The organism is Streptomyces sp. NPDC004752, assembly GCF_053601275.1.
Map to the genome: position 1 here is coordinate 101,704 of NZ_JBSGBN010000005.1, position 25,612 is coordinate 127,315.

Below are 25,612 nucleotides of genomic sequence, written 5' to 3' on the forward strand. Positions count from 1 at the left end.
CGGCATGGGGGCGGCCAGGCCGCGGCGTCCGAAGGCGGCCTCCGCGGCCCTACGGTACGAGCACCGGCCACGGCGGCACGACCCGCCGCTCCTGGAGAACCCGGCCCGCGCGCTGGGCCGTATCGTCCTGTCCGTCGGAACGGCCGTGCCGCTGCTTCCCTTCGTCACCCTTGCGTTGAACGCCACCGACGACGGCAAGAGCCGGGCAGGCAGCCAAAACAGCCCGCCGAGCTCCGCCCCGTCCGTCCGTCCGTAGGAGATTCACAGCCCTCCGGCGGCGAGCGCACGCCCGGCCTGGCGGAACCACCTGCCGCACCGCTACCTTCATCATCTTGACGCAAACTCTCCGATCCTGGGCCTCACGGGGGTACACATGGCTGACAGGACGCGAGCAGACCTGGACACCATCAGGGACTGCTCCGACTCCTTGTTCCGAATTCATCGTGAATTCAAGGAGCACGGGAATCCCGCCGACGAATTCCGCGACGACCTCGGCAGCGACAGACTCCGCGACGTCTTCGACGACTTCTCCGACACCTGGAAGAAGACGCGGAAGAAACTCATGAAGGACATAGAGAACCTCGCGGAATACACGAAGACGGCCGCGGACACGTACGACGACGTCGACCACAAGCTGGCCCAGGCCCTCCGGGACGCCCGCAAGAAGGGAAAGAAGTGACCCGCCCCCGCGACTGGGAACCCCTGCACGACGGCGATCCCATACCCGGAGACCCGTACAAGGTCGCCAGGCTCGGCAAGAAGCTGCGCGGCATGGCCGACGAGATCGACAAGCAGGCCGGCAACATCCGGGCGCTCGCCTCCGTCGAGGGCTGGGACAGCGACGCCGGCCGTGCCTTCCACGAGGTCGCCGACGGCACATCAGGTCGGCTGAAGCGGGCCTTCGACCGCTACGACGAGGCCGCGAAGGCGCTGGGCACCAAGGTCGTGGACGGCGACGAGTCCAAGGAGTACGCCAGCGAGCTGCACCGTGCCCAGAAGGTCGCCGACAAGGCGCTGACCGACTTCCGCGAGGCGGAGGGCAACCACAAGACCGCCATGTCCGGTCTTGAGCAGTACCGGGACACGGTGCCCAGCAAGGACGACGTCGCCGCCCGGAACCGGCTGGAGAAGAAACGTGACGCCGCGTGGGACGTCATCCGCCAGTGTCACAGCGAGATCGGCCGCGCGAAAATCATCCGCGACGACGCCGCCAAGGCCGCCGCGAAACACATCAAGAACATCATCCACCACGACGGCGTCCGCGACCCCGGCGGCTTCATGAACTGGATCGCCGACTGGGCCGACATGTTCGCGAACCTCTCGGCGGTCTTCTCCGTCCTGGCCGTCATCTGCGCGTTCGTTCCGCCACTGCAGTTCCTGGCCCCGGTGTTCGCCGGGCTCGCCATCGTCACCAGTGCCATGGCGCTCGCCGGGCACGTCTACGACATGACGGTGCGCGGCGGAGAATTCAACGGGGTGAAGCTGTTCTTCGACACCCTCGGTGTGATTCCGGGCGTCGGCGCGCTCAAGGGCTTCACGGCCCTCAAGGGGCTCAAGGGGCTGTCCAGGCTGCGCGGCCTCCGGTTCAGCGGCGCGGCGGCGATGGAGGGCGTCCGCTTCAAGTTCTTCAACGGCCTCGCCGTCACGGCCGTGAACTTCGTCGTCACCAAGGCCGGCAAGGCCGCCATCCCCGGCGAGAAGATCACCGCGGCCATCAAGGGCGGCAGCTTCGTCAACGCCATGGTGAAGGTGTTCACCGGGCACAACGGCGAACGGACCGGCGACCCCGGCGACTACCCGACGGTCACCCCGAGCCCGTCGCCCCAAGCGCCTCCGCGGCCGGCGTCCGCGCCTTTCCACGCGGCGCTCGCGCACTAGCACTCCCATGACCTTCCCTCACCGTCACTTGCGTCACGGCGGCGGGGTCCGGCGGCAGCGCCGGGGGCTCCGGCCTCCTCACGGACTACCGCCGTCCGCCGTCGCCCCGCGCGCAACTCCAGAGGAACTCGAACTGCCCAGCGAGGCGAACAGCCGATGAGCACAGTCACAGCAGAGACCGAAGCCACGTCCGTGGTGGACGGCGAGGCCGTACACCTCCGCTGGATCATGCCGGAAGGATTTTTCGACCTGCCGATGGACGTAGAGTCCGTCGAGGAGTTGGCCGACCGGCTGATCGACCTGGCCCGCGAGGTGATGCCCGGGGCACCGCCCGACATGCAGTACCAGTGGGCCGCCCTGTGCGCCGGGAACTACGACACGTTCGTCGAGGCGAGCGTGCAGTACGCCGGCTTCGTCATCACCGAGGTTGACGGCACCCGCTGCACCGCCACCGTGCACGTGTCCCTGCTGGACGTCGCGGAGGAGGCCCGCTTCAACCCCGTGCACGCCACGATCGGCGCTCTGACCGCGCTCGACCAAGGCGAGGTCGCCGAGATCGGCCTGCCCTGCGGCCGGGCCGTGTCCTGGATCGGCACCCGGCAGGCGGCCATCGACGCGGCGCTCATGCCGTCGGGCCACGACGAGCCGTTCTGGACGTCGTTCATCCAGGTGCAGGTGCCGCTGCCCAACGGCACCGCCGTGGTACTGGAGATGGTCACCCCGACGCTGGAGGGCTGGGAGGTCTTCTCCTCGATGTTCGCGGGGATCCTGAAGAGCCTCTGCTTCTTCGACGACGCGGGCAACCCGCTGGGACCCGAGACGTGACCGGTCCGACGACGCGCACACGGCCCCCGGAGGACTACCGGCTCCTCGTCCCCCGCGACTGGTTCCGCATCGACCTCACACTGGACCGCTGGCGGCCCCAGTTGAAAACGTTCGTCGACCGGCAGACCGCGGACCGCCCCATGTCCGCCGAGGCCAGGCACGAGTTGTGGGCGACCCTGCGCAACACCGCCGAGAGCGGGGTCGCGCGGGGCGCCCTGGAACTTTTCCTGCGCGCGGAGGCACTGACCGCTACGCCGGCGACCCTGCTGGTCTCGCTGCTGCCGATGCGGGGAGCCCTGAACACCCTGCCGCCGGAATTCGCCGCGGCACTTGCGGCCCGCCGCGGCGACGGCGCGGACGTCACCGTCGTCCCCCTCCCGGCCGGCGACACGGTCCGCGTGACCACAGCGACGACGCTGGACCTCTACGTCCACATGCCCGGCGACGCGGGCTATCTGCTGCTGGCCTTCACCGCCCCGCTGAGCGGCATCGAGAGCCCGATGGGGGAACTGTGCGGGGCGATCGGGGAGTCGTTGCGGTGGGTGTGAAGCCGATCACTCTCGCGAAGCCTGGGGCACGGAACGCCCATGGGAGCGTGCTCGGTCGGTGGGCGCCGGTGGCCGACGCCCACCCACACGATCGGAACGCACCCAGTGCGCCGAATTGCCCCTCCAGACCCTCAAATAACCACCTGTCGGGTGAGGTTGGTCCTGGCGAACCGCTTGACCACGCCTATAACGTCAGAGTTCTCGACTCACTTCTTGTCTCACGGGGAGCCCAGTGTGAAGCGCCGCCCTCTGCCCATCGCTGCCGCGCTTGCCGCAACCGCAGCCGTTCTGCTCACCTCCTGCGGCAGCAGCGACGACTCCAAGGAGAACGACAAAATCGCCGGGGCTGAGACGGGCGGCACGACGGTGTCCGCGTCGCCGAGTGCAAGCGGTTCGGCCGACCGTCCCAAGTTCACGCTTCCCAGCGACCTCAAGGACACGTTCGAGGGGTGGAGGACCGGGGACACGACCGAGGACGCCGTCCTCACGGACGTGACACAGCGAATCGATGCCACCAACTACGCCATCACACAAGGAGACGTCGACCTTCCGGCGCTTTCCTTCTACTACAGCGGTACCGCCCTTGCCGACGCCAAGGACTGGGTCCATTCCATTGCGAAGGACGGGTACAGCATCACCGGCACCAACCGCTATTACAACGCCAAGATCGAGGTTTTCGATTCCGTGTCAGCGGGCGTCGTCTACTGCGAGGACCAGGGAAATGCCTACGCGAAGGACCGCAAGACCAACAAGGTCCACAAGACCGAAGTGACGGACAACAGCTACGTCCTCTACTCAACTCGCGTGGAAAAGAACGAGAAGGGCGTCTGGCAGACAACGAAGCTCACTTCCCAAAGGGGCCACAAGTCATGCACTCCGTGACGTCACGCGGCAGAATCGCCTCGGCAGGTGTCCTTGCGGGGGTTCTCACCTTCACCGCCTCCGGCGTCGCGTTCGCCGACTGGCCGCCGAGCAGCGGCACGCAGGGACGCACCGAACAGTCCGGAAGCGAGAGCGGAGGAACCCTGACCTCCCGGGTCACGTTCTCCGGCTCGGTGCGCGGGAGCGGGAACAGTTCGTCGGTACGGCCGGTGACGAACTGGACCCCGCCCGCGTGCTGGTACGAACCCAGAAGTGCCCAGGATTTCGCGCACTACGTCGAGGACATGTACACGGAAACGATCAACACGCCGGGACAGCACAGCTACGCCAAGGCGTCCGTCGGCATGTTCCGGAACGACTACAAGGACGGCACGTACAAGAACTACAACCTCGACGTGAAGGACGAGGGCAACTGGTGGGTGGCGGTCGTCGACGAGGACCGCTGGATGGAACCCGCGGCACAGGCCTGCAACAAGCAGCCCTTCTGGGTGGAGAACGGTGACGCGCCGCCCGTGGACAACGTGGTGACGCCGCAGATCCTGGCCGAACTCGCCTACAACCGCATCCAGCTCCCCTCCACCGAGGTGACCCTCGCGCCGCAGAACACCACCAAGGTCAACTTGCCCACCTGGGCCTGGCTCGACAAGGCCAAGTTCAAAGCGGTCTCCGTGACCGCCTCCCTCAACGTCGCCGGCCTCAACATCCAGGCCACTACCACCGCCAAACCGGTCGCTCTCAGGCTCGAACCCGGTACCGCCGACGCCACGACCTACCCCGGATCGGGAAACTGCCAGGCCAACGCCGACGGCTCCGTCGGAGAGCCCTACGCCACAGGCAAGGCCGACCGGACCCCGCCCTGCGGTGTCAAGTACCTGCGCTCCTCGGGCAACGGCACCTTCCGTCTCCGGGCCACCGTGACCTGGGAGATCACCTGGACGGGCACGGGCAGCCCCAACCCGACGCGGCTCCCCGACGGCACGTTCGGGAACGACCAGGCGGTCACGGTGCAGGAGATCCAGTCAGTCAACCGCTGACACCCCCACCGGCCCGGCGGGACCCCTACCCGCCGGGCAGCGGAGGAGACACCTGCTCGTCCTGCGAAAACCAGCGCTTCGCCGCCGCCCAGCGCCAGCTTTCCCTCACGTCCAATGCAACGTGTCGGCCACGGTGTCGAACAACTCCACCATCCGATCCGCAAGGGGATCCACGGGAGTCGAGAAGTTCAGGATCAGCCACCGCATGGTCGTCGGAATCGGCACGTAATACATGACGGTCGTGGTCGGCAGAGTATTGCCCATCTGCGCGTCGGGGTCGGCGGCTTCTCGGTAGCGGTGTCGTACCGCCTTGCCGGCCACTGCCAGCTCCGCGACCCCGAGTTCTCCATCCTCACGGAGATCCTGACCGGCCAAGTGTTCCGCCAGTTCCTCAGCATCCGAGGTGTGCAGCCACTCGTCCGGTCCCGGAACGCTGATGAGCAACGAGGAGGCCAACGGCACCGGGCCGACAGTCATGGTGGAGAGGTAGAGCTCGGTTCCCCCGACGTTGTAGGCGTCCTTCGCCTTGCGTTGGAGGTCACGCATGAACTGCTGCTTGAGATGGGGAGCGTTGTCCACACCGCGGAACATCCGCTCGGCGAGGACGGCAATGCCCCGGTCGCGGTCGTCCGGGTCGAGCGGGAGCTGAAACCAGCCGTCCGGGACCACGACGTTGTAGTCCTTGGGCGGCGAGGAGAACTGCTCGGCCGTCCTCATGGAGTTCCTCCCGACGCAAGCGAGGTGATCCGCATGGTATGTGCCGCCTCATCGGCCAGTTCCATGATTTGCTCGGTGAGAGCGATCTTCTCCCACGTCACCGTGACCACAATGAGGCTCTGCATACCGGGCGGGAAGACGGCGTACTTGATGAATTCGGTCAGCTTGCGACCGAAGCCGAACCTGCGCTTGACCTGGAGCATCGCCTGGACGCGCACGGCGGGTCCAGCGGGCAGCTCCACGTGTGTGATCTGTGGATCACTCGTGACCTCGGCGTTGGCCCACTCCAGCAACAGCGGCGTGATCTCGTCGGCGCCGGGACGTGGCACGCCTTCGTCTCCGTATGAGTCGACCATGAGGTTGGCCAGGGCCTCCCCCGCTTCGGAGTAGTACCCCGCCGCAAGGGCGGGCTCGTCCTCGTTGAGGTCAACCGCTCGCTCGACCATGTCGTCGAACACCGCGCTCTTCTCGATCTCCATGGCAAGGGGATTGAGGCTGTTCACGACCTTCGTAGCGAGTGCCTTCGCCTCGGACTTCGTGCCCTCACGCAGCGTCAGATCGATCCAGCCGGGCCGAAAGTCGAAGGTGCACTCGAACGTCTCGGCCAGAGGTGCACCCTCGTCCTGTGTGGTCATGCTCATTCCTTTCACGCGGGGCGTGGTCGTCGCCTCAATCGAGGAGCGGGTTGAGGTTTCCGTCAAGACCCAGCCCACCCAGCGTAATCCCGGCTCCGACGACGGACATGCGGCTGGCCGTCTTGGAAATCTTGTCAAGGGTGTTGACGTCGAACTGACCGGCCAGAGCCGCGGTCCCCAGTTTGGTCGACTTCAGGTCGGACGCAACACCGGGGTCAGCCATGGAGAACGATTTGGGAATTCCCTTGAGAAGACTTCCGCCACCGCGTTCCCGCATCTCGGTCCAAGCCTGATTATAGTTTCCACTGAAGGGCTTGAGCGCCTTGAGATTATTACTCCAGGAACTCTTGGAAAAGGGCTCCGTGAAGGGCTCCTTGATGGATCTCAAGACATCGCCCCTGTCGAGCTTGAACTTCTTTCCGGAGAGTCTGCGAAGATTTTTGTTGGCGCGACCGACCTGTCGCGCCGTACGCGCGGCCCCGGCCCTGCCAAGATTCCCTAGCGCACGCTTGGCAAACTTGCCCGCAATCTTGGAGAATCCCTTACCGACACCCATCATGAGAAATCCGAGAGCGGCGAACCCCAAGTCCATCCACTCGGCATTTCCCTGGAGTACTTGAACAAAGGTCGCCACGAAATTGATCAAGGTCGCAATCATGGCGATGGCGCCCAGGACTCCAGCCAGGGCCTGACCGACAACCGGAATCCATCCGACAACAAGCGATAGGATCCCGCACCAGGTGGCGATGGTGGAGGTGACGTCCGCGACCCATGCGACCGCGGTGTCCCAGAAACCGTCCTTCAGCGAGTCGTGACTGATGACGGCATCGATGGATTCACAGGCCCGCTTGGCCGCATCGTTGCGGATCCTCCTGGCCGCGTTGACCTTCTCCCGCGCAGCGTTGATTTCATCGCCCGCCGCATCCCGCTTCGCCTCAAGGTCCTTTCGGTCCTTGTCGGCGTCCTCCTTCTTCCCGCCATTGCCCGTCAGGCCGTCAAGGCTCCTCTGCGCAGCCCCCTTGCGGTCGTCCGCATCCTTGGCGTCCCTGAGAGCCGCGTCCGCAATCTCCTGGGCCCGGTTCAGGTCCGATGCATAGTTCATCGGCCTGGCGTGAAGTTTGTCCTGGTATCCGCCGCCGACTTCGCCCACCCTCGTGCCAAGCGCATCCGCCGCCGTGTCATAACGCTTCAGTGCGGCTTCGAGCTTCTTGACATTCCCCTTTGCCTTCTCCCGGAACTCCGTTCCCGCCTTGCTGTCCCAGGAGTCGACTTCGGCGACCGCCTTGAGGTTTCGGATTTGCCGGTCCAACTCTTCTGCAGTTTTCCGGAGTTGACGGCCGAGAGCGGCAACCTGGTCAGGGTCCCCGGGGATCGGATCACTGTCCGCGATCGGATGCCAATCGCGGGGGCGACCGTGCATGACCTACTTCACCTTCTTTGCCGATGTGGCACCCTGAGCGCCCCGGATGGCCTCGGCCAACTGGTGATCGATTTCCTCGTACGCCTTGGCCGCAGCCTTGGCGATCTCGGCCAACGCCTCGATCTCCCCGGTCAGCTTCTCCCGGCTGATGTCCCAGTTGGTGACAAAGTCCTTGAACTTGTCCGCGAGATCGTCGTGTCCGAAGTCGTCGCCGTACTTTCCGCCGAGCTTCCCGAGCCCCTCGAATGCCTTTTTGACATTGCCGAGCCCGACCCCCATCTCTTTGATCACATCGAGATCAGCTCGAATGTACTCACCCTCACCAGACATGACGCCCCGCAATGCAGCGATGTAAGTTCCGACAAGAACGGTGCGGTGACGTGTCCGTACCGCACCGCACCCTGGCGCACCGTCAGCCGACGGTCACCGGCTCTTGGCCGACTTGGCCAGTTCCTCGTCGATCTGCTCGAACTTGTCGGCCGCGGTGGTCAGGTAGTCACCCATGCCGTCCAGACCGTCGAGCGTGTCCTTGGTGCCGCGGGTGAACTCCTCGAAGTTCTCGTCGAACGCCTTCGAGGAGCTCTTGGTGACATAGCCGGACTCGACCAGGTTGGCGATGTACTTGCGCAGGCCGTCGAGCTTCTCCTGGAGCTTTTCCTTCTCCTTCACGACATGCTTGGCTGCATCCCGCATGTCCTGGTATGTGACATCAAGGTCCTTGGCCATGAGACCGCTCCTCTTCACCGTGCCGCAGGGCCAACCCCCGTGGCTCCCTGTGCGCTGACGAGACGGATGGGCCGCGTGGTTCCACCCGGGTGATCGTCCGCTGTTGCGGCAGCAGCTTACGGGGGTGAACTGACGTGCCACATCCCCGAATCCCGAACCGGATCGGTGAACAGCACCGGTGAACAGGACGTCGTGAGCGGGTGCACAGCGCGTTGCCATCGGGAAGAGCAAGCGGAAGCGCAAGCAGAAGCACATGCGGAGCGCAAGCAGAAGAGCGTGCGGAAGCGCACCGGGTACCTCCCGCCCCGGCGCCGAACACCGGGTACCACCCGCCCCATTGCCCCGTCCCGGCGCCGAACGGATATCGTCGCTTCCACTGTGACCTGCGCAAGGGAGCGGTCACGGGGGGCTTGGGGAGGACAAGCGTGCGCCTGACTCTGACCGTCGTCGATCCGTTCGGCGGGGGCTCCGCCGATGTCGTACTCGATGCCGACCCCGAGTCCAGCGTCGGGGACATCGCCCAGGAGCTGGCCAAGCAGGTCGGGGTCGGCGGTGCGCAGATCATTCCGATCGGGCAGCACCACGCGGTCCCGTCGGGCGGCGCGCCCCTCGTGTATGTGGACGGGTACGCCGTCGATCCCACGGCCACCGTCGTCGGTTCGCCGCTGCGCGAGGGCGCCGTCGTCAGCCTCCAGGACCCCGCCGGATGCCTGCCCGGCGAACCCACCGGGCTGGTCGAACTGCGGGTCGTGGGCGGGCCGGTCGCCGGCTCCGTGCACCGGCTCGGCGTCGGCCGCTACGACATCGGCAGCGGCCCGGCCGCCGCCCTGCGCATCGACGACCCCGAACTCGACGCCCGCGCCGTCACCTTGTCAGTTGCAACCGATGGCACCTGCCAAGTCGCCGTGCACACGCACAAGGAAACGGTCACCCTCGACGGGAAGAAGATCTCCGAGGCCGACGGCGACGCCTGGCCGCTGGGCGCGCAGCTCGCCATCGGCAACACCCTCCTCGAACTCGGCCGCTACAGCCCGCCCAACGCCGCCCTGAAGTGGTCGGAGGACGGCATCGGGCTCGACTACAACCGGCCGCCCCGGCTGCGCCCGCCCGAGCGGCAGACCAAGTTCCGGCTGCCGTCGCCGCCGCGTGAGTACGAGGCCCGGCCGCTGCCCTGGCTGATGGCGCTGACGCCGCTGGTCGGCGCGGTGGTGTCGGTGCTCATCTTCCAGCGCTGGTACTACCTGATCATGGCGGGCCTGAGCCCCATCCTGCTGTTCGCCAACTACTTCATGGACAAGAAGCACGGGCGCAAGTCCCATGCGAAGCAGGTCAAGGAGTACAAGGAGCAGAAGGAGCGGATCGAGCAGGACGCGCAGGACGCGCTCGTCGCGGAGCGGCAGGACCGGCGGGGCGCCGTGCCCGACCCGGCCGCCGTCCTCTCCCTCGGCACCGGCCCGCGCACCCGGCTGTGGGAGCGGCGGCGCACCGACCGGGACCATCTGCTCATACGGTTCGGGACGGGCCGGCTGCCCTCCGAGGTCGTACTCGACGACCCGGAGCAGGACGAGCACCGCCGCCAGGTCACCTGGCACATCGAGGACGCGCCCGTCGCACTCTCGCTGCGCTCCCTAGGCGTCATCGGCATCGCGGGACCGGGCGACTCCGCCCGCGCCCTCGGCCGCTGGACGGTCGCCCAGACCACCGCGCTGCACAGCCCGATGGACGTCCAGTTCTACGTGTTGAGCGAGAACAGCGCGCAGCCCAGTTGGGACTGGGTGCGCTGGCTGCCGCACGCCAGGCCGACCGGCGGGCAGGACGCCAACGTCCTCATCGGCACGGACGCCGAGACCGTCGGCGCCCGCATCGGCGAGCTGACCCAGATCCTCGACGGCCGTAAGAAGGCCGCCGAGCAGAACCGCGGTCAGCGCACCGACTTCTCCGACCCGGACATCGTGGTCGTCTGGGACGGCTCGCGGCGGCTGCGCTCGCTGCCGGGCGTCGTACGGCTGCTGCGCGAGGGTCCCGCGGTGTCGATGTACGCGCTGTGCCTGGACGCGGAGGAACGGTTCCTGCCGGGCGAGTGCCAGGCGTTCGTCGTCGCCGAGCCCAAGGCGCAGGAGTACGACAGCCCCGCGCAGCAAGCGGTCCAGCAGCCGACGCCCGGGGGCTTCCCGTCCTTCCACGCCTGGCACACCACGACCAACCAGGAGAACGAACCCGCCGCGCAGGACCGGGAGTTGCGGCTGCGGGTCGAGGAGGCGGGCGCGGAGCGCATCAAGGACGTACGGCCCGACTTCGTCTCCGCCCCCTGGTGCCTGCGCCTGGCCCGCTCGCTGTCCCCGCTGCGGGACATCAGCGGCGAGACCGAGGACTCGGCGCTGCCGGGGGCGAGCCGACTGCTGGACGTGCTGCAACTGGAGCCGCCGACCGGGGACGCGATCACCGCCCGCTGGCGGATGGGCGGGCAGTCGACGCTCGCGGTCATCGGCGAGTCGTACGACGGTCCGTTCGGCATCGACATGCGCAAGGACGGCCCGCACGGTCTGATCGCCGGGACCACCGGTTCCGGCAAGTCCGAGCTGCTGCAGACCATCGTCGCCTCGCTGGCCGTGGCCAACACGCCTCAGAACATGACGTTCGTCCTCGTCGACTACAAGGGCGGCTCGGCGTTCAAGGACTGTGTGAAACTGCCGCACACCGTCGGCATGGTCACCGACCTCGACGCCCATCTGGTCGAGCGCGCCCTGGAGTCCCTGGGCGCCGAGCTGAAGCGGCGCGAGCACATCCTGGCCGCCGCCGACGCCAAGGACATCGAGGACTACCAGGACCTGGTGCGCCGCGACCCCTCGCACCCGCCGGTGCCCCGACTCCTCATCGTCATCGACGAGTTCGCCTCGATGGTGCGCGACCTGCCCGACTTCGTGACCGGCCTGGTCAACATCGCCCAGCGGGGCCGTTCGCTCGGCATCCATCTGCTGCTGGCCACGCAGCGGCCGAGCGGTGTGGTCTCCCCCGAGATCCGGGCCAACACCAACCTGCGGATCGCGCTGCGGGTGACGGACGGCGGCGAGTCCAGCGACGTCATCGACTCGCCGGAGGCCGGACACATCTCCAAGAACACGCCGGGCCGGGCGTACGTCCGGCTCGGGCACGCGTCGCTGGTGCCGTTCCAGTCGGGACGGGTCGGCGGCCGTCGGCCCGGTGCCGCGGACCCCACCGCCCTCGCGCCCTGGGTGGGCGAGCTGGCCTGGGCGGAGCTGGGCCGGGCCGCGCTGGTGAAGCCGAAGGCCGAGGCGCGCGAGGACGAGGAGATCACCGACCTGAAGGTGCTGGTCGACGCGGTCCGCGACGCCAACACCACGCTGGGCATCCCCGCGCAGCACAGCCCGTGGCTGCCCGCGCTCTCCGAGACGCTGCTGCTGGACGAGGTCGAGACACCGGTCGCGGCGCTTGCCCCGGGCCGGCTGCCGCCCGCGCCGTACGGCGTGGAGGACCTGCCCGCCGACCAGGCGCGGCGCCCGGTCGTCGTGGACTTCGCCACCTTCGGCCATCTGATGATCGGCGGCGCCCCGCGCAGCGGCCGGTCGCAGGTGCTGCGCACCATCGCGGGCTCCCTCGCCCGCACGCACTCCTGCGCCGACGTCCATCTGTACGGCATCGACTGCGGCAACGGCGCCCTCAACGCGCTGACCCGGCTGCCGCACTGCGGCGCGGTCGTCGGCCGCAACCAGACCGAGCGGGTCATCCGTCTCGTCAACCGGCTCAAGGGCGAACTCTCCCGCCGCCAGGACCTGTTGGCGGACAAGGGTTTCGCCGACATCGGCGAGCAGCGGGCCGCGGCGCCCGAGGACCAGCGGCTGCCGCACCTCGTGGTGCTCCTGGACCGCTGGGAGGGCTGGGTGCCCACGCTCGGCGAGATCGATCACGGTTCGCTGACCGACGAGTTGACGACGATGATGCGGGAGGGGGCGAGCGTCGGCATCCATCTGGTGCTGACCGGTGACCGTACGCTGCTCGTGGGCCGGATCGCGACGCTGACCGAGGACAAGTACGGTCTGCGGCTCGCCGACCGCAGCGACTTCTCCACGCTCGGCATCCCCGCCCGCAAGGTGCCCGAGGAGATCCCGCCGGGGCGGGCGTTCCGCAACGAGTCCGGTACGGAGACGCAGTTCGCGCTGCTCGCGGAGGACACCACCGGACAGGGGCAGGCGGCGGCGATCGCGGCGATCGGCGAGGCGGCGACGGTCAGGGACGCGGGCGTGCCGCGCGCGCACCGGCCGTTCCGGGTGGACAGCCTGCCGAGCCGGATCTCCTTCGAGGACGCGTGGGAGATGCGCGACCCGGAGACCTCCCGTTCGCGGCTGTGGGCGCTGGCGGGCATCGGCGGCGACGAGATCGTCGGCTTCGGCCCCGATCTCGCGGACGGCGTCCCGGCGTTCGTGGTCGCGGGCCCGGCGAAGTCCGGCCGCTCCACGGTCCTGATGAACTTCGCCCAGTCCTTCCTCACCCAGGGCATACGTCTGGTGGTCGCGGCCCCGCGCCAGTCGCCGCTGCGGCAACTCGACGGCAGGGAGGGCGTGTTGAAGGTCTTCACCGGGGACGACATCGACGAGGACGAGTTCGAGGAGGCCATCGACTCGGCGTCCCTGGAGGAGCCGATCGCCGTGCTCGTCGACGACGGGGAGATCCTGGAGGACTGCGATGCGGAGTCCCATATGAAGCGCCTCGTCTCCCGCGGCGCCGAACGCGGCCTCGCCCTTGTCATCGCCGGCGACGAGGAGGACGTGTGCAGCGGCTTCTCGGGCTGGCAGGTCGACGCGAAGAAGGCCCGCCGGGGCATCCTCCTGTCCCCGCAGGAGTCCTCCAGCGGCGACCTCATCGGCGTACGCCTCTCCCGCAGCCTGGTGGGCGGCCAGATCGCCCCCGGCAAGGGCATGCTCCACCTGGGCGACGGCGAACTGCGCACGGTGGTGATCCCAGGCTGAGCGCCCCCGCCGCACGCGCGACGGGGCGGTTCGGCTTCAGGCGCCAGGTTTCAGAGGGTCAGGCGACAGGCTTCGGGACCCGATCGTGACGGTTTGGCGTCCCGGTGTACGAGACCCAGCTCGTGCACGGCCACAAGCGCCTCGGCGAGGCCCGCACCGAGCATCCGTACCGAGCGCGGGGGCAGCGGGCCGTGGGCGGCGACGGCGGCCGCCGGGGAGGGTCCGGCCACCTACCCGGTGGCGACGCATGGCACCGGCGCGTCGGGGTCGGCGTCCAGGACGGGTGCCGTCCAGGCGCCGCCCGCCCGGCGCGCGGCCTCGATCTCGCGCCTCCGGCAGCAGGGTGGCGCCGCGGACCCGTGGCGTGGAGCGTCCCGGGCGGCACGGCCGCCGGTCTAGGCCAGCAGCTCCACCTTCACATCCGCGGGGAAGCCGGTCGTCGGGCCGACTCGGCGGGCGAACTCGGTGACCGCCGCCAGCTGCGGGGCGCCGAAGCGGAAGTCGAGGGTCGTGAAGTACTGCTCCAGGACCTTCTCGTCGAATGCCTCCCAGCGGGCCGCCTGCTCGGCGACCTTGCCGACCTCTTCCAAGGAGAGGTTGCGGGAGGACAGAAACGCCTCGTGCACCTGACGGGTGATCACCGGCTCGCGCTCCAGATAGTCGCGCCGGGCCGCCCAGACCGCGAAGACGAACGGCAGGCCCGTCCACTCCTTCCACAGCGTGCCCAGGTCGTGCACGTCGAGCCCGTAGCGCGGACCGTCGAGGAGGTTGGCCCGCAGCGCGGCGTCCCCGATGAGCACGGCCGCCTCCGCCTCCTGCATCATCAGGCTGAGATCGGGCGGGCAGCTGTAGTACTCGGGCCGTACGCCGAACCGCTCGGCGAGCAGCAGCTGGGCGAGGCGGACGGAGGTGCGGGAGGTGGAGCCGAGGGCGACCCGGGCACCGTCGAGCCGGTCGAGGGGGACCTGCGAGACGATCACGCAGGACATCACGGGGCCGTCGCAGCCGACCGCGATGTCCGGGAAGGCGACCAGGTCGTCCGCGTTCTTGAGGAACTCGACCAGGGTGATGGGCCCGATGTCGAGGTCCCCCCGCACCAGCCGCTCGCTGAGCTTCTCCGGGGTGTCCTTGGTCAGATCGAAGTCGAGGAGGGTGCCGGTTCTCGCGAGCCCCCAGTAGAGGGGCAGGCAGTTCAGGAACTGGATGTGGCCGACGCGCGGCCGGGTGCGAGAATTGTCCACATCGCGAGACTAGCCCTCGTGGGGTGCGGTGCCGACCACCCCCCTCCGTCAACCGGCCCAACGGTGTTCAAACTTCCGAGTGGCGTGATCTTGACCCCTATTGCTTCCGGCTGCCCGCATGCTAGGCTCGCCGCAAGTTGCAGTTTGGTTTCCCTTGCAGTACAGAGCCTGCGGAGCATGTAACCGCGGGCTCTCGTCGTTTTCAGACATATGCACTTGTGCGGCACTGTTTCACACTTGCAGGTTCTGGAGCAGGGCAACCCTTTGTGGGCCCAAGGAGGGCTTATGGCTACCGGAACCGTGAAGTGGTTCAACGCCGAAAAGGGCTTTGGTTTCATCGCCCAGGAAGGCGGCGGCCCCGACGTCTTCGTCCACTACTCCGCGATCAACGCTCAGGGTTTCCGTTCCCTCGAAGAGAACCAGCAGGTGAGCTTCGACGTGACCCAGGGCCCGAAGGGCCCGCAGGCGGAGAACGTCACTCCCGTCTGAGTAGCGATCCGATCGCAGCCTGAGAGAAGTACCCAAGGAGCCCCGCGCCTTTCGGCGACGGGGCTCCTGCCCTTTTCCACCGTCGGCCGCCGCCAGGTGTGCTGCATGATCAGCACGAAAGTCGTCCCGGGCGCCGACGCCTCATACGCGTGCGGCACGTCGTATCCCCGGTACGTCGCCGTAATTCCCGGGCCCCATTCGAACCCCTCCCCGCGGGGGCCGGCCTTCGCCTCCCGGTGCTCACGATCAGATGTTCGACCGCTCACGGGACGTGCGCCTCGGACTCGCGTGCCGCGGTCTGGATCTCGGGGCTCGCCCTGCTCGCCACCTGGAACGGGCGTGCGCTCGCGGTGCGGGCCTGGTCCTGGTCCCGGCGGTGACGCCTGCGGTGCCGGTCTCGGCCCACGGACCGACACGACCGGCTGATCCGGGTGCGTGGCTATCCCGCGTACAGGCCCTCCACCGCCTCGGTGAAGTCGCGCATGATCTGGGCGCGGCGCAGCTTCATCGAGGGGGTGAGGTGGCCCGCCCGCTCGGTGAAGTCCGCCGGGAGGATCGTGAACTTCCTGATGGACTCGGGGCGGGACACCAGCCGGTTCGCCTCGTCCACCGCGCGGTGCAGGATCGCGATCAGGTCCGGGTCGTCCACCAGGAGTTCCGGCGGCACCGGGTGCTTGCCGTTGATCCGGCGCCAGTGGGTGATGCCTTCGGGGTCGAGGGTGATGAGGGCGCTGACGTAGGGACGGGCGTCGCCGACCAGCATGACCTGGGAGATCAGGGGGTGCGAGCGCAGCCAGTCCTCCAGCGGGGCCGGTGCCACCGACTTGCCGCCCGCCGTGATCAGCAGCTCCTTCTTGCGGCCGGTGATCGTCAGATAGCCCTCGTCGTCCAACTGCCCGATGTCGCCCGTCGCCAGCCAGCCGTCCCGGGTCGCCGGGACCACCCCGCCCGCCCGCGGCTCCCAGTAGCCGCGCAGTACGTGCTCGCCCGCGATCAGGATCTCGCCGTCCGCGGCGATACGGATCTTCGTGCCCGGCAGGGGCCAGCCCACCGTCCCCAGACGGGGCTTGAGCGGCGGGGTCACGGTGGAGGCGCCGGTCGTCTCGGTCAGCCCGTACCCCTCGAAGATCTCGATGCCGGCGCCGGCGTAGAAGGCGGCCAGGGGGCGGCCGAGGGGGGAGCCGCCGCAGATCGCGTACCGGACCCGGCCGCCCAGCGCGTTGCGGATGCGGCGGTAGACCAGGGGGTCGTAGCAGGCACGGGCCGTGCGCAGGGCACGGCTCGGGCCGCTGCCGGTACCCGTCTGCCGGGCCTCCAGTGCCTCGCCGTAGCGCCTGGCCACCGCCGCGGCGCGGTCGAAGGAGGCGACCCGGCCGCTCGATTCCGCCTTGGCGCGCGCGGTGTTGAAGACCTTCTCCAGCATGTACGGGATGGTCAGCAGACAGGTCGGGCGGAAGGCCGCGAGGTCCGGCAGCAGCTGCTCCGGCTTGAGGCTCGGGGCGTGGCCCAGCCGTACCCGCGCCCGGATGCAGGCGATCGCCACCATGCGGCCGAAGACATGGGACATCGGGAGGAACAGCAGGACGGACGCCTCTTCGGAGGTCTTCGCCTTGAAGATCGGGTAGAGCAGCTCGATGGCGTTGTCCACCTCGGCGAAGAAGTTGCCGTGGGAGAGCGCGCAGCCCTGGGGGCGGCCGGTGGTGCCGGAGGTGTAGATGAGCGTGGCGAGGGTGCCCGGGCCGAGCATGCCTCGGCGGACGGAAACCTCCGCCTCCGGCACCTGGCCGTCGCCGAGTTCCGCGAGCCGTTCCAGGTGGTCCTTCTCGATCACCCACAGGTGCCGCAGGTCGGGCACCCGGTCGAGTTCCGGGCCGAGGGCGGCGGCCTGGCCCGCGGTCTCCGTCACCAGGGCCACGGCGCCGGAGTCCTGGAGGATCCAGCGGGTCTGGAAGGCGGACGAGGTGGGGTAGACGGGGACCGTCACCAGGCCGGCCGCCCAGGCGGCGAAGTCGAGGAGGGTCCACTCGTAGCGGGTGCGGGCCATGACGGCGACCCGGTCGCCCGGTGCCAACCCCTCCGCCAGCAGCCCCTTGGCCAGGGCGAGCACCTGCTCGGCGAAGGCCGCCGCCGTCACGTCCGCCCAGCGGCCGTCCGCCGTGCGGCGGCTGAGGACCACGGCGCCGGGGTCCGCCGCCGCGTTGTCGAAGGGCAGGTCGGCGAGCGACCCGTGCCGCACGGGCGGGGCGAACGGCGGTACGGACACCTCGCGCACGACGCCGTCCAGCCGCCGGGTCTCGGGCTCGACGAGGATCGGGGTGCCGTCGTAGTCGGTGGCGGAGACCGTCATGCCGGAGGAGACGGGAACGTTCGGGTACGGGGTGGACACGGGGCGGCTCCTCGGGCGTGCAGCGGTGGACTGCTTGCTGCATGACGTACGTGCCTCGCGCACCGAGGCGTTCACCGTCGACGGGCCGAGCGGCCGTATTTGAGAGATTACTGACGGTTAGTTGGTGATCGTACGGACCGGCTGTGGTGGGGTTGTGCGGCTTTGGGGAGGGTCCGGAGCCGGGGCTGTGCAACCTCGGGGATGACATGAGGGGCCGTCACCTTCGCTCCAGGACGGCCGTGCCGCCCCGGCCGCCGCGCACGGCAGATGGATGGTGGCCCGCTGCCTCGCCGCGCACGGGACGGCGGAGGCGGTGCGGGGGCGGGCGGAGTTCCGGGCGCCTGTGCCGCTGCCGGGGACGGTGGCGGTGGCGGTGACGTACGCGGCCGATGGCGGACGACGGGCGGCCTGGCCCGGTACCACGCCCGGTGTCCCGCCCGGCCGCTGCGGTTCGAACTGCGCGGCGGGGACGGCCGGATCCATGTGGCCGGTGCCGTCTACCCGGGCTGAGCCACCGGCTCGCCGACGTCCCCGGGTTCGCCGGGCTCTTCGGCCTCCCCGGGCTCTTCGGGCGGCGTCCAGGGGCGGTCGGCCATGAGGTTGGCCAGGCCCGCCCACGCGAAGTTCATCAGGGTCGCCGCCGCCTGCCGCGCCGTGACGCCCGGGGTGGTGTTGGCCCAGGCTGCAAGGGACTCGGCCGCGCCCACCAACGCCTCGGCGAGCCCGGCGACCTCGCGCTCGGGCAGCTCCGGGTTGCGGTGCGCCTCCCGGGCCGCGACCACGATCAGCCGGGTCACAAACGCGACGATCTCCTCGCGCATCGTCGTGACCTCGGCCGCGAAGGCCGCGCCATGGGTGCGGGCCTGGCGGTGCAGCACGGACCAGGCGTCCGGGTGCTCACCGGTGTGCGCGAAGAACGCCCGCAGCCCGTCCCAGAGTTGACGGTCGGCTGGCCGGCCGGGCCGGACCCCGGAGCGCACCGCGTCCGTCAGTGCCTTGGCCTCACGCCGGATGCAGGCCGTGAACAGGTCTTCCTTCGAGTTCAGGTACAGGTACACCAACGGCTTGGACACGCCCGCCAGTTCGGCGATCTCGTCCATCGACGCGGCCGTGTACCCCCGCCGTCCGAAGATCCGTACGGCGGCGTCGAGCATCTGCTGCTCCCGGACCGCCCGCGGCATCCTCTTGGTCTTCACGGCACCCATGGGGCCAGACTAGTTGGCCCCGGATGCCCGGTGCGGGATCAGGACGGCTGGCCCTGGGCGCGGGAGGTGTCGTCGGCCAGGTCCTCCTGGCGGCGGTTGGCCTCCAGGCCGGCCTTTGCCCGGTCGACCCGGCGCACGATCTGGACGGAGGCGCGCTCCCGCTCCCGGCGCAGCACGACGAAGCTGATCGGCGCCGAGAGCACCATCGCGAGCAGCAGCACCCACAGGAAGTTGGAGTCGCCGAAGCCGCGCGGGAAGACACCGGAGTAGACGAGGCCCCAGACGACGAGGAGGCAGCCCGCGAAGATACCGAGGCGCATCAGCGTGTAGCGGAGCATCTCAATCCACTCTTCCGTTTCTGGCGGTCCCCCGCTCGACGGAGCCGGGGGAGGTCGGAACACCCCAAAGGGCATCTTCCAGTGAAGCACGCCCGCCGCCCGATCTTGGCGGCGGGTGTCGGGTCTCACGTGAGCGGCAGCCGCACCCTTGTGTGGTCAGGCCCGTCGCCCGGCTGTGCGGCGACGGTGGCCGGTCGCGCGGTTCCCCGCGCCTCTTGGACGCGTCCCCTGGACGCCTGCTGTCCGGGCACCGCCCGCCCGCCCCGGGCATGCTCGGGGCCCGGCGCGGTGCGGTCAGCCGTCGACCGCGACTCCTTCAGACCCGCATCGGCTGCGGCGACTCGCGGCGCAGCGGGTCCGGGCCGTCGTACTCGCGGATGATCTCGTAGCGCGTATTGCGCTCCACGGGGCGGAAACCGGCGTCGCGGATGAGGTCCAGCAGGTCCTCGCGGGTCAGCTTGTTCGGCGTACCGAAGTTGTCCGCGTCATGGGTGATCTTGTACTCGACCACCGAGCCGTCCATGTCGTCGGCGCCGTGCTGGAGCGCGAGCTGGGCCGTCTGCACCCCGTGCATCACCCAGAACACCTTGACGTGCGGAACGTTGTCGAACAGCAGCCGGGAGACGGCGAACGTCTTCAGCGCCTCGGCACCGGTCGCCATCTGCGTCCGGGCCTGGAGGCGGTTGCGAATCCTGCCGTCCTTCATGTCGACGAAGTCATGCTGGTAGCGCAACGGGATGAAGACCTGGAAACCGCCGGTCTCGTCCTGGAGTTCACGCAGCCGCAGCACATGGTCGACCCGGTGCCGGGGCTCCTCGATGTGGCCGTACAGCATGGTGCACGGAGTCCTGAGCCCCTTCTCGTGCGCCAGCCGGTGGATGCGTGACCAGTCCTCCCAGTGGGTGCGGTGGTCCACGATGTGCTGCCGCACCTCCCAGTCGAAGATCTCCGCGCCGCCGCCGGTCAGCGACTCCAGACCGGCGTCGATCAGCTCGTCGAGGATCTCGGAGGCGCTGAGCCCGGAGATGGTCTCGAAGTGGTGGATCTCCGTCGCCGTGAAAGCCTTCAGGGAGACGTCCGGCAGCGCCGCCTTCAACTCCCGCAGCGAGCGCGGGTAGTAACGCCACGGCAGGTTGGGGTGCAGGCCGTTGACGATGTGCAGCTCGGTGAGGTGGTCCGCCTCCATCGCCTTGGCCAGCTTGACGGCCTCCTCGATGCGCATCGTGTACGCGTCCTTCTCGCCCGGCTTGCGCTGGAAGGAGCAGTAGGCGCAGGACGCGGTGCACACGTTCGTCATGTTGAGGTGCCGGTTGACGTTGAAGTGCACGACATCGCCGTTCTTGCGGGTGCGCACCTCGTGGGCGAGACCGCCCAGCCACGCCAGGTCGTCCGACTCGTACAGCGCGATGCCGTCCTCGCGGGTCAGGCGGACGCCCGCCCGGACCTTCTCCTCCAGCTCGCGCTTGAGCCCGACGTCCATGCACTTGCCTCTCTCTCGAAGACTCCGCCCACCGTACGCCCCCGCGGCTACACCTCCTCGGGCAGCTCACCCACCCGGTTCTCCCACTTGGTCGACAGCACGATGGTGGTGCGGGTGCGCGAGACGCCCTTGGTCCCCGACAGCCGGCGGATGATCCGTTCCAGGCCGTCCACGTCCGCGGCCCGCACCTTGAGCATGAACGAGTCGTCACCCGCGATGAACCAGCAGTCCTCGACCTCGGGCAGGTCCTTCAGCCGGTGGGCCACGTCCTCGTGGTCGACCGCGTCCGACAGGGAGATGCCGATCAGGGCCGTGACGCCGAGACCGAGGGAGGCCGCGTTCACGGTGGCCCGGTAGCCGGTGATGACTCCGGCCGCCTCCAGCCGGTTGATGCGGTCGGTGACGCTGGGGCCCGACAGTCCGACGAGGCGCCCCAACTCCGCATAGGAGGCCCGGCCGTTCTCTCTCAGGGCCTGAATGAGCTGCCTGTCCACCGCGTCCATGCGATCGAAGCCTTCCGCTGAGGAGATCCGATGTCAGATCTGCGAAGTTCCTGAAGTTTTCCGAAGTGGTGAGCGCTGCCGGTGCCGCCTGATACTCACTCGGTCCGGGCGCCACCGCCGAGTTCGCCCGCCCAGCGGCGGTAGAGCCGGTGCGGCACGCCCGCCGCGTCGAGGACCCGGCCGGCCACGAAGTCCACCAGGTCCTGGATGTGGGTGGCCCCCGCGTAGAAGGCCGGCGAGGCGGGCACCACGGTCGCGCCCGCGTCGTCCAGAGCGACCAGGTGGCGCAGCGTCTGGCCGTTCAGCGGGGTCTCCCGCACGGCCACCACCAGGCGGCGGCGCTCCTTGAGGGTGACGCTCGCCGCCCGCTGGAGCAGGTCCTTGGACAGCCCGAGCGCCACACCGGCCACGCAGGCGGTGGAGGCGGGGACGATGAGCATGCCCTGCGCCGGATACGACCCCGAGGACGGCCCGGCGGCCAGGTCCCCCGGGGTCCAGTACCGCACCCGCTCGATGTCCACCTCGAACGTCCCGGGCTTGCCGTCGGCCCCAAGCGACAGCCATTCCCGCAGGTCCTGGCGCCAGTGGCCGTCCCGGAAGGCGATCTGGGTCTCATCGAGCAGCGTGAGCCGCGAGGCCCGGGACACGACGAGATCGACCCGCTCGCCCGCCGCCAGCAGCGCCCGCAGCACGGCCGCCGCATACGGGGTTCCGGAAGCTCCGGACACCCCCACGATCCAAGGCGCGCGCTGCGTTTCTCCTGCGTTCACACCTTGAGCGTACCGGCGTGCCCCTTCGTGTTCAGGACGGGGCAGCAGCCTGGGCCGTTCCCCGCATGGGCGGGGAGCACATGACCGTGAACGGATTCATGGGAATCGCCCTCGGATCATCCCCGCCATGGCGGGGACGTCGGACAACGTAGCCCGTGGTGGACCCCCGGACCGGCCGTCCGCCCTCCGCCACTCGAAGGGGCGGAGGAGCTACACGGTCAGCCCCCGCATCAGCAGGTCGATCAGGGCGCAGACGAAGAGGCTGATGCCGATGAAACCGTTCGTCGAGAAGAAGGCGCGGTTGAGGCGGGAGAGGTCGTGGGGTCGGACGATCGTGTGTTCGTAGAGGAAGGCGCCCGCGACGATCACCAGGCCCAGCCAGAAGAACGCGCCCGCGTCCGTGGCGACCGCGTACCAGGCGAACAGGACCGTCGTGATCGTGTGGCACACCCGCGCGCCCCAGATCGCCGCCGGAATGCCGAACCGGGCCGGAACCGACATGACGCCGACGGCCCGGTCGGTCTCCACGTCCTGGCACGCGTAGATCAGGTCGAAGCCGCCGATCCAGATGCCGACCGCGAGCCCCAGGATCGCCGCGTTCCAGGACCACTCGCCGCTGATCGCGAGCCAACCGCCCACCGGACCCATCGCCTGGGCCAGGCCCAGGATGGCCTGCGGGAAGTTCGTGAACCGCTTGCCGTACGGGTAGACCACCATCGGGATCACCGCGACGGGGGCGAGGGCCAGGCACAGCGGGTTCAGCAGGGCCGCCGCGCCGAGGAAGACCACCAGCGCGATCAGGGCGCCGGTCCAGGCATGCCGCACGGACATCGCGCCGGTCACCAGCTCGCGGTGCGCGGTGCGCGGGTTCCGCGCGTCGATCTCGCGGTCGATGATCCGGTTGACCGCCATCGCGAAGGTGCGCAGGCCCACCATGCAGACGGTGACCAGCAGCAGCCGGCCCCAGTGGATGTTCTTGTCCCACTCGTACATCGCGGTCAGCGACGCGATGTAGGCGAAGGGCAGCGCGAAGACGGAGTGCTCGATCATCACCAGGCGCAGAAACGCCCGGGTGCGTCCCGGTTGCGGAATCGCGGCGGAAGCGCTGCTCACCGGCCGTACTCCGGGTCACCCCCGCGGCGGCGGGGACGCCCCGTCCCCGCGCTGCCGCACACCATCAAGTCGGTGTCCTTCACAGTCCGTACTCCTTCCAGCGGCGGTCCACCAGGGCCGCCGTGTCGGGGTCCGACAGGACCATGTCCGGCCAGCCCCCGTCCCTCGTGTAACCCTCCTCGGGCCACTTCCGGGTCGCGTCGATGCCCGCCTTGCCGCCCCAGAACTGCTGGTAGGAGGCGTGGTCGAGATGGTCGACGGGGCCCTCCACGACGGTCAGGTCGCGGGCGTAGTCCGTGTTGCCGAGGGCCCGCCAGGCGACCTCGTGCAGATCGTGCACATCGCAGTCCGCGTCGACGACCACGATCAGCTTCGTCAGCGACATCATGTGCGCGCCCCAGACCGCGTGCATCACCTTCTGGGCGTGCTTCGGGTACTTCTTGTCGATCGACACGATCGCGCAGTTGTGGAAGCCGCCCGCCTCGGGCAGGTGGTAGTCCACGATGTCCGGGACGATGATCTTCAACAGCGGCAGGAAGAAACGCTCGGTCGCCCGGCCGAGGGGTCCGTCCTCCGTCGGGGGGCGGCCCACGACGATCGACTGGAGCAGGGGCCGCCTGCGCATCGTGACGCAGTCGATGGTGAGCGCCGGGAACGGCTCCTGGGGCGTGTAGAAGCCGGTGTGGTCGCCGAAGGGACCCTCCGGCAGCATCTCGCCGGGCTCCAGCCACCCCTCCAGGACGACCTCCGCGGTGGCCGGCACCTGCAACGGCACGGTCTTGCAGTCGACCATCTCGATCCGCTTGCCGGCGATGAAGCCGGCGAAGAGGTACTCGTCGATGTCGCCGGGGAGCGGGGCGGTGGACGCGTAGGTCACGGCGGGCGGACAGCCGAAGGCGATGGCGACCGGCAGCCGCTCGCCCCTGCGGGCGGCCACCTGGTAGTGGTTCCGGCTGTCCTTGTGGATCTGCCAGTGCATGCCGATGGTGCGCCGGTCATGGCGCTGGAGGCGGTACAGGCCGAGGTTGCGGATCCCGGTCTCCGGGTCCTTGGTGTGGGTGAGCCCCAGATTGAAGAAGGAGCCGCCGTCCTTCGGCCAGGTGAACAGCGCGGGCAGCGCGTGCAGATCGACATCGTCACCGTGCAGGACGACCTCCTGCACGGGCGCGTTGTCCGACTTGACCTTCTTCGGCGGTACGTGGGTCATCGCGCCCAGCTTCCCGAACGCCTCGCGCACGCCGACGAAGCCGTGCGGCAGTTCGGGGCGGAGCAGCCCGCCGATCCGGTCGGAGATCTCGCCGTACGACTTCAGGCCCAGGGACTTGAGCAGCCGCCGGTCGGTGCCGAAGACGTTCATGGCGAGCGGCATGCTCGATCCGCGCACGTTCTCGAAGAGCAGTGCCGGGCCGCCGGACTTCTGCACCCGGTCGACGATCTCCCCGACCTCCAGGTGGGGATCGACCTCGGCCTTGATGCGCTTGAGGTCGCCCTCGCGCTCCAGGGCCCTGAGCAAGGAGCGAAGATCGTCGTACGCCATGGGGTCCAGTATCCCCGAGCGGCTACCCTGGCCCCGTCACGGGGGGCCGGTGCGGAACCCCTCCATCGTTTCCAGAGGACTTCTCCCCATGCTCAGGCTGCTGATGTACCTCGTGCCGCTGGCACTGACGATCTTCGCGCTCATCGACTGCCTGAACACCCCCGAGGACGAGGCACGGCACCTTCCCAAGATCGCCTGGGTCTTCATCATCCTGCTCTTCTGGATCGTCGGCCCGATCGCCTGGCTGGCCGCGGGCAAGGTACGCCAGCCGCCCGCGAACGGCCGCACACCGTCCGAATGGCACCGCAACCACCGGTTCGAGCAAGTCGCCCCGGACGACAACCCCGAGTTCCTGAAGTCCCTGTCGGAGGAGAACAAGCGGGACGAACAGCTCCTGAAGAACTGGGAGGCCGATCTGCGCCGCCGCGAGGAGGAACTGCGCCGCAAGGAAACCGGCGAGGAACCGAAGGACGGCTGACCCGCGACGAGCGTCCTGCTGGCGGCAGTCCTGCCTCTTGTCTCTTGTGCAACCCGGTCGTTGCGCGCTGATGCACCTCGGTCGTTGCACGCCGAACGCGGGCGGGCCGGGCTACCGATACGGCACCAGGAGGTACGCGGGGTCTTCCTCGGGTCGGATCTCCTTCGGTCCCCTGGCGTACCGGTGGCAGAACTCCACCGGCTCCTCGAAGGTGACCGCCATGAGTGCCTCGGCTCCCGGCATGGGTACCGCGGGCCCGACGACGTAGTGATGGCATGTGACCTCGTCCACCTGCTCAGGTGACCCCGCCGAAGAACCCGTGAGGATGCCGCCCCCGTGGCCCGGCGTCCCCTCCACGCTCCACTGCGCATGCAACCCCACGACTCCCGGTTCCGGACACCGCCAACGGAATCGCGTCACAC

25 protein-coding genes and 2 pseudogenes are annotated in these 25,612 nt (G+C 68.9%); 11 read left to right on the forward strand and 16 right to left on the reverse strand.

Annotation, left to right across the window (positions count from 1 at the left end; translation table 11 throughout):
- The first annotated feature begins 4 nt into the window (after positions 1-4).
- The 7 genes from ACWEKM_RS03910 to ACWEKM_RS03940 all read left to right on the forward strand — a co-directional run bounded on the left by ACWEKM_RS03910 (position 5) and on the right by ACWEKM_RS03940 (position 5,167).
- Positions 5-256 carry a hypothetical protein gene (locus tag ACWEKM_RS03910; RefSeq protein WP_451619554.1) on the forward strand — a complete coding sequence of 84 codons (252 nt, stop codon included), beginning with the start codon at positions 5-7 and terminating at the stop codon, positions 254-256.
- A gap of 117 nt (positions 257-373) precedes the next feature.
- Positions 374-679, forward strand: coding sequence for a hypothetical protein (locus tag ACWEKM_RS03915; RefSeq protein WP_451619555.1), 306 nt, complete (start codon positions 374-376; stop codon positions 677-679).
- Positions 676-1,878 (forward strand): putative T7SS-secreted protein, encoded by a 1,203-nt coding sequence (locus tag ACWEKM_RS03920; protein WP_451619556.1) that lies wholly within the window; start codon positions 676-678, stop codon positions 1,876-1,878. The genes ACWEKM_RS03915 and ACWEKM_RS03920 overlap by 4 nt, the downstream gene beginning before the upstream one ends.
- Before the next feature lie 156 nt (positions 1,879-2,034).
- Positions 2,035-2,703, forward strand: a complete 669-nt coding sequence (locus tag ACWEKM_RS03925) for a hypothetical protein (RefSeq protein ID WP_451619557.1) — start codon at positions 2,035-2,037, stop codon at positions 2,701-2,703.
- Positions 2,700-3,251 (forward strand): hypothetical protein, encoded by a 552-nt coding sequence (locus ACWEKM_RS03930; protein WP_451619558.1) that lies wholly within the window; start codon positions 2,700-2,702, stop codon positions 3,249-3,251. The genes ACWEKM_RS03925 and ACWEKM_RS03930 overlap by 4 nt, the downstream gene beginning before the upstream one ends.
- Positions 3,252-3,485: 234 nt before the next feature.
- Positions 3,486-4,133, forward strand: a complete 648-nt coding sequence (locus ACWEKM_RS03935) for a hypothetical protein (protein ID WP_451619559.1) — start codon at positions 3,486-3,488, stop codon at positions 4,131-4,133.
- Complete coding sequence (locus ACWEKM_RS03940; RefSeq protein WP_451619560.1) at positions 4,121-5,167, forward strand: hypothetical protein; 1,047 nt, start codon at positions 4,121-4,123, stop codon at positions 5,165-5,167. The genes ACWEKM_RS03935 and ACWEKM_RS03940 overlap by 13 nt, the downstream gene beginning before the upstream one ends.
- Before the next feature lie 105 nt (positions 5,168-5,272).
- Here ACWEKM_RS03940 and ACWEKM_RS03945 read toward each other — a convergent pair whose 3' ends face one another.
- The 5 genes from ACWEKM_RS03945 to ACWEKM_RS03965 all read right to left on the reverse strand — a co-directional run bounded on the left by ACWEKM_RS03945 (position 5,273) and on the right by ACWEKM_RS03965 (position 8,665).
- Positions 5,273-5,884 (reverse strand): hypothetical protein, encoded by a 612-nt coding sequence (locus ACWEKM_RS03945; protein ID WP_451619561.1) that lies wholly within the window; start codon positions 5,882-5,884, stop codon positions 5,273-5,275.
- Complete coding sequence (locus ACWEKM_RS03950; RefSeq protein ID WP_451619562.1) at positions 5,881-6,519, reverse strand: hypothetical protein; 639 nt, start codon at positions 6,517-6,519, stop codon at positions 5,881-5,883. The genes ACWEKM_RS03945 and ACWEKM_RS03950 overlap by 4 nt, the downstream gene beginning before the upstream one ends.
- Positions 6,520-6,553: 34 nt before the next feature.
- Positions 6,554-7,939: a putative T7SS-secreted protein gene (locus ACWEKM_RS03955; protein ID WP_451619563.1), complete on the reverse strand. Its 1,386-nt coding sequence runs from the start codon at positions 7,937-7,939 to the stop codon at positions 6,554-6,556.
- A 3-nt stretch (positions 7,940-7,942) separates the two neighbouring features.
- The gene (locus tag ACWEKM_RS03960) at positions 7,943-8,230 is read right to left on the reverse strand and encodes a hypothetical protein (RefSeq protein WP_451619564.1); all 288 of its coding nucleotides are present in this window, start codon (positions 8,228-8,230) and stop codon (positions 7,943-7,945) included.
- A gap of 132 nt (positions 8,231-8,362) precedes the next feature.
- Entirely contained in the window at positions 8,363-8,665 is a 303-nt protein-coding gene (locus ACWEKM_RS03965; protein WP_451619565.1) for a WXG100 family type VII secretion target, read from the reverse strand.
- Between the two features lie 425 nt (positions 8,666-9,090).
- On the opposite strand from ACWEKM_RS03965, the gene ACWEKM_RS03970 reads away from it, so the two are divergent.
- A complete protein-coding gene (locus ACWEKM_RS03970; RefSeq protein WP_451619566.1) occupies positions 9,091-13,650 on the forward strand; it encodes an FtsK/SpoIIIE domain-containing protein in 4,560 nt (1,519 codons plus the stop codon).
- 86 nt (positions 13,651-13,736) lie between these two features.
- On the opposite strand, the pseudogene ACWEKM_RS03975 reads toward ACWEKM_RS03970, so the two are convergent.
- Positions 13,737-13,982: pseudogene (locus ACWEKM_RS03975) on the reverse strand (serine/threonine protein kinase); the annotation flags it as partial.
- Positions 13,983-14,045: 63 nt separating this feature from the next.
- On the reverse strand, positions 14,046-14,891 hold the full coding sequence (locus ACWEKM_RS03980; protein ID WP_451619567.1) for a menaquinone biosynthetic enzyme MqnA/MqnD family protein: 846 nt from the start codon (positions 14,889-14,891) through the stop codon (positions 14,046-14,048).
- Between the two features lie 285 nt (positions 14,892-15,176).
- Here ACWEKM_RS03980 and ACWEKM_RS03985 point away from each other — a divergent pair, with 285 nt between their 5' ends.
- Complete coding sequence (locus ACWEKM_RS03985; protein WP_003974443.1) at positions 15,177-15,380, forward strand: cold-shock protein; 204 nt, start codon at positions 15,177-15,179, stop codon at positions 15,378-15,380.
- Positions 15,381-15,819: 439 nt separating this feature from the next.
- Here the strand turns inward: ACWEKM_RS03985 and ACWEKM_RS03990 are convergent, their stop codons facing one another.
- A complete protein-coding gene (locus tag ACWEKM_RS03990) occupies positions 15,820-17,766 on the reverse strand; it encodes an AMP-dependent synthetase/ligase (RefSeq protein WP_451619568.1) in 1,947 nt (648 codons plus the stop codon).
- Between the two features lie 250 nt (positions 17,767-18,016).
- Here ACWEKM_RS03990 and ACWEKM_RS03995 point away from each other — a divergent pair.
- Positions 18,017-18,276 (forward strand): annotated as a pseudogene (locus ACWEKM_RS03995) (hypothetical protein); the annotation flags it as partial.
- On the opposite strand, the gene ACWEKM_RS04000 reads toward ACWEKM_RS03995, so the two are convergent.
- From ACWEKM_RS04000 to ACWEKM_RS04030, 7 genes are all read right to left on the reverse strand, one after another.
- Positions 18,264-18,971, reverse strand: a complete 708-nt coding sequence (locus ACWEKM_RS04000) for a TetR/AcrR family transcriptional regulator (protein WP_451619569.1) — start codon at positions 18,969-18,971, stop codon at positions 18,264-18,266. The pseudogene ACWEKM_RS03995 and the gene ACWEKM_RS04000 overlap by 13 nt on opposite strands.
- 38 nt (positions 18,972-19,009) lie before the next feature.
- Positions 19,010-19,309, reverse strand: a complete 300-nt coding sequence (locus ACWEKM_RS04005; RefSeq protein WP_451619570.1) for a DUF4229 domain-containing protein — start codon at positions 19,307-19,309, stop codon at positions 19,010-19,012.
- Positions 19,310-19,625: 316 nt separating this feature from the next.
- Entirely contained in the window at positions 19,626-20,789 is a 1,164-nt protein-coding gene (gene mqnE / locus ACWEKM_RS04010; RefSeq protein WP_451619571.1) for an aminofutalosine synthase MqnE, read from the reverse strand.
- Between the two features lie 47 nt (positions 20,790-20,836).
- Complete coding sequence (locus ACWEKM_RS04015) at positions 20,837-21,292, reverse strand: Lrp/AsnC family transcriptional regulator (protein ID WP_451619572.1); 456 nt, start codon at positions 21,290-21,292, stop codon at positions 20,837-20,839.
- Positions 21,293-21,387: 95 nt separating this feature from the next.
- Complete coding sequence (locus ACWEKM_RS04020) at positions 21,388-22,062, reverse strand: UbiX family flavin prenyltransferase (RefSeq protein ID WP_451619573.1); 675 nt, start codon at positions 22,060-22,062, stop codon at positions 21,388-21,390.
- 210 nt (positions 22,063-22,272) lie between these two features.
- Entirely contained in the window at positions 22,273-23,175 is a 903-nt protein-coding gene (mqnP, locus tag ACWEKM_RS04025) for a menaquinone biosynthesis prenyltransferase MqnP (protein WP_451619574.1), read from the reverse strand.
- Positions 23,176-23,254: 79 nt separating this feature from the next.
- Positions 23,255-24,712 carry a menaquinone biosynthesis decarboxylase gene (locus ACWEKM_RS04030; RefSeq protein WP_451619575.1) on the reverse strand — a complete coding sequence of 486 codons (1,458 nt, stop codon included), beginning with the start codon at positions 24,710-24,712 and terminating at the stop codon, positions 23,255-23,257.
- A gap of 88 nt (positions 24,713-24,800) precedes the next feature.
- Here ACWEKM_RS04030 and ACWEKM_RS04035 point away from each other — a divergent pair, with 88 nt between their 5' ends.
- Positions 24,801-25,190 (forward strand): PLD nuclease N-terminal domain-containing protein, encoded by a 390-nt coding sequence (locus ACWEKM_RS04035; RefSeq protein ID WP_451619576.1) that lies wholly within the window; start codon positions 24,801-24,803, stop codon positions 25,188-25,190.
- A 111-nt stretch (positions 25,191-25,301) separates the two neighbouring features.
- Here ACWEKM_RS04035 and ACWEKM_RS04040 read toward each other — a convergent pair whose 3' ends face one another.
- On the reverse strand, positions 25,302-25,481 hold the full coding sequence (locus ACWEKM_RS04040; protein ID WP_451619577.1) for a hypothetical protein: 180 nt from the start codon (positions 25,479-25,481) through the stop codon (positions 25,302-25,304).
- Positions 25,482-25,612: the final 131 nt, after the last annotated feature.